Genomic DNA, 2,902 nt, shown 5'->3' with positions numbered 1-2,902 from the left:
AAGCCAGCTCCCACACAAGCCAGCTCCCACAGTTACAGCAGGCCGCCGCCGTCGATGTCGATGACGGCGCCGGTCATGAAGCCATTCTCCATGGCCAGCACATAACCTGCCGCCACTTCCTCTGCCCGCCCGACCCGCCCAACCGGCAACGCGCCGCCCGCCTTGGCGAACATCGCCAGCCGCTGCTCCTCAGCCAACCCCGCATACGCCGGCGTATCGATCACCCCCGGGCTGATCACATTGACCCGACGCGGTGCCAGCTCCTTGGCCAATTGCTTGCCCAGTGCTTCGGTGGCGGCGTTGATACCGACCTTGATGAACTGTCCCGGTACGAGCTTGCGGCCCAGTTGCCCCGAGGTCAGGCTGATACTGCCGTGTGCGTCGAGGTGAGGCAGCGCCAGTTGGATCGCCCGCAACGCGCCCCAGAGTTTCACGTTGAAGTTGTCCTGGGCTTCGTCCAGGTCGGTGTCGGCCAGGTTTTTTGCGCGCACACTCGGGCCCGAGGTGTAGACCAGATGATCAAAGCGCCCGACGCTGGCGAACAGGCGTTGCAGCGAAGCGGCGTCGGTGACGTCTACCGGCTCGCTGCGCAGGCCGTTTTCGCCACCGGACGTCAGGCGCCGCCCGGCCAATACCACCTGTGCACCCCGAGCCGCAGCCGCCTTGGCCACGGCGGCACCAATACCGCTGCTGCCGCCGATGACGATGACGGTTTTGCCGTTGAGGGAAGAAGTCATGGAGAAATATCCTGGTTGAAAAGTGAGCGTTCATCTTCCCAACTTGGCAATCGGCGAAAAATCCCGGTAAAACGACAAGATCTTTAAAGGAATTTTACAAGTGAGCTCGATTCTCGACCTTGAAGTCTTCGTGCGCACCGCGGATTCGGGCAGCCTGTCTGCCGCCGCCCGCGGCCTTGGCCTCACCCCGGCGGCGGCCAGCATTGCCTTGAAACGCCTGGAAACCCGCTTGGGCATGCGCCTGTTGGCCCGCTCCACGCGCAGCATGCGCCTGACCGAAGAAGGCCGGCGTTACCTCGACAGCGTGCGCGTGGCGTTGGCGGCCTTGGCCGAAGGTGAGCTGGCGCTCAAGCAACAAAGCCAGGGCTTGAGCGGCTTGCTGCAACTGGCGGCGCCGTCGGATTTCGGACGCAATGTGCTGCTGGGCTGGCTGGATGCGTTCAAGGCCGAGCACCCGCATATCCGCCTGCAATTGCTGCTCAACGACAGCAACGCCGACTTGTTCCGCGAAACCGTGGACATCGCCCTGCGTTTTGGCGTGCCCCAGGACTCCAGCCTGGTGGCGCTGCCCATCGCCACCGAGCACTGTCGCGTCGCCTGCGCCAGCCCGGCTTACCTTGCACGACACGGCACGCCGCTTGAGCCCATGGACCTGGCCCGGCACAGCGCGCTGCGCTACATGCGCCAGGGCCAGGTGAGCAAGTCCTGGCGCTTTCAGCGGGGCACGCAGGTGCAGGAGGTCGAGGTGAGCGGGGACTTTCTCAGCGACGACGGTGAAGTCGTGCGCCGCTGGGCCCTGGCCGGGCACGGCATTGCCTACAAGGCCCAGCTGGATGTGGTCGGCGATATCGCCGCTGGCCGGCTGGTGCCGTTGTTCGCGGACTGGCAGGGAGAACCGGCGCCCTTCAACCTGATGTGCCCCCATCGGCTACAGGTGTCGGAGCGTGTGAAAGTGTTGCAGCGGTTTTTACAGGAACGCTGTCAGGCCTTGCTGAGCGCATGAAGAAACGCGTGCAGGGCTTGTTCCAGAGCGCTTGAGTCTGGTATTGCATGACGCACGTTTGACGACCAGGAGGAGTTATCCATGATTTATCGCACGTTGGGCCAGTCCGGGTTGAAGGTCAGTGCCTTGACCCTGGGCACCATGATGTTTGGCGAACAGACCAGCACCGAGGACTCGCTGCGCATCATCGGCAAGGCCTGGGACCAGGGCATCAATTTTATCGACACCGCGGACGTCTACACCGCTGGGCGCTCCGAGGAACTGGTGGGCGAAGCCATTGCCCGCCATCGCCAGGATTGGGTGGTGGCGTCCAAAGTCGGCTTTGGCCCGGCGGATGGCCTGCCCAACCGCAGCGGTTTGAACCGCAAGCGTATTTTCAATGCGCTGGAGGCCAGCCTCACCCGTCTCGACACGGACTACCTGGACATCTACTACCTGCACCGCGAAGACCACGACACGCCGCTGGACGTTACGGTGTCGGCGATTGGCGATCTGATCCGCCAGGGCAAGATCCGCTATTGGGGGCTGTCCAACTACCGTGGCTGGCGCATCGCCGAAGTGATTCGCGTGGCCGAGCGCCTGGGGGTCGACAAACCGGTGATCAGCCAGCCGCTGTACAACATCGTCAACCGTCAGGCCGAGGTCGAGCAGATCACGGCGGCGGCGGCCTACGGTTTGGGCGTGGTGCCTTACAGCCCGTTGGCCAGGGGTGTGCTCAGTGGCAAATATGCGCCGGATGTCACGCCCGAGGCCGGCAGCCGAGCCGCGCGCCAGGACAAACGCATCCTCGAAACCGAGTGGCGCGTGGAGTCACTGCGCATTGCCCAGCAAATCCAGGCGTACACCCAGGTGCGCGGCGTGGGGATTGTCGAATTTGCGATTGCCTGGGTGCTGAACAACGCGGCGGTGAGTTCGGCGATTGTCGGGCCGCGCACCGAGGCGCAGTGGGATGCCTACACCGGTGCGCTGGATGTGCAGATCACGGCTGAGGATGAAGCCTTCATTGATACGTTGGTCACACCGGGGCATTCGTCTACACCGGGGTTCAATGATGTCAGCCATTTCGTTTCGGGCCGCACCGCCCGCCCATAACCCGACCCACCGTGGCGAGGGAGCTTGCTCCCGCCGGGCTGCGTAGCGGCCCCAAAATCTTGGGAGCGCT

3 protein-coding genes are annotated in these 2,902 nt (G+C 63.9%); 2 read left to right on the top strand and 1 reads right to left on the bottom strand.

Annotation, left to right across the window (positions count from 1 at the left end):
• Window positions 1-32 precede the first annotated feature (32 nt).
• A complete protein-coding gene (locus tag B348_RS0105340) occupies window positions 33-737 on the bottom strand; it encodes an SDR family oxidoreductase (RefSeq protein ID WP_017735114.1) in 705 nt (234 codons plus the stop codon).
• A 100-nt stretch (window positions 738-837) separates the two neighbouring features.
• Between B348_RS0105340 and B348_RS0105335 the strand changes: the two genes are divergently transcribed.
• On the top strand, window positions 838-1,740 hold the full coding sequence (locus tag B348_RS0105335) for a LysR family transcriptional regulator (protein ID WP_017735113.1): 903 nt from the start codon (window positions 838-840) through the stop codon (window positions 1,738-1,740).
• 81 nt (window positions 1,741-1,821) lie between these two features.
• Window positions 1,822-2,832 carry an aldo/keto reductase gene (locus B348_RS0105330; protein ID WP_017735112.1) on the top strand — a complete coding sequence of 337 codons (1,011 nt, stop codon included), beginning with the start codon at window positions 1,822-1,824 and terminating at the stop codon, window positions 2,830-2,832.
• Window positions 2,833-2,902 lie beyond the last annotated feature (70 nt).

The organism is Pseudomonas sp. CBZ-4 (genome assembly GCF_000346755.1).
GTDB lineage: Bacteria > Pseudomonadota > Gammaproteobacteria > Pseudomonadales > Pseudomonadaceae > Aquipseudomonas.
This window is presented reverse-complemented; position numbering and strand designations above follow the sequence as displayed.

Bases quoted from the DNA above. Each gene is read 5' to 3' on its own strand.
- B348_RS0105340 (WP_017735114.1), bottom strand. From the start codon at position 737: ATGACTTCTTCCCTCAACGGCAAAACCGTCATCGTCATCGGCGGCAGC.
- B348_RS0105330 (WP_017735112.1), top strand. From the start codon at position 1,822: ATGATTTATCGCACGTTGGGCCAGTCCGGGTTGAAGGTCAGTGCCTTG.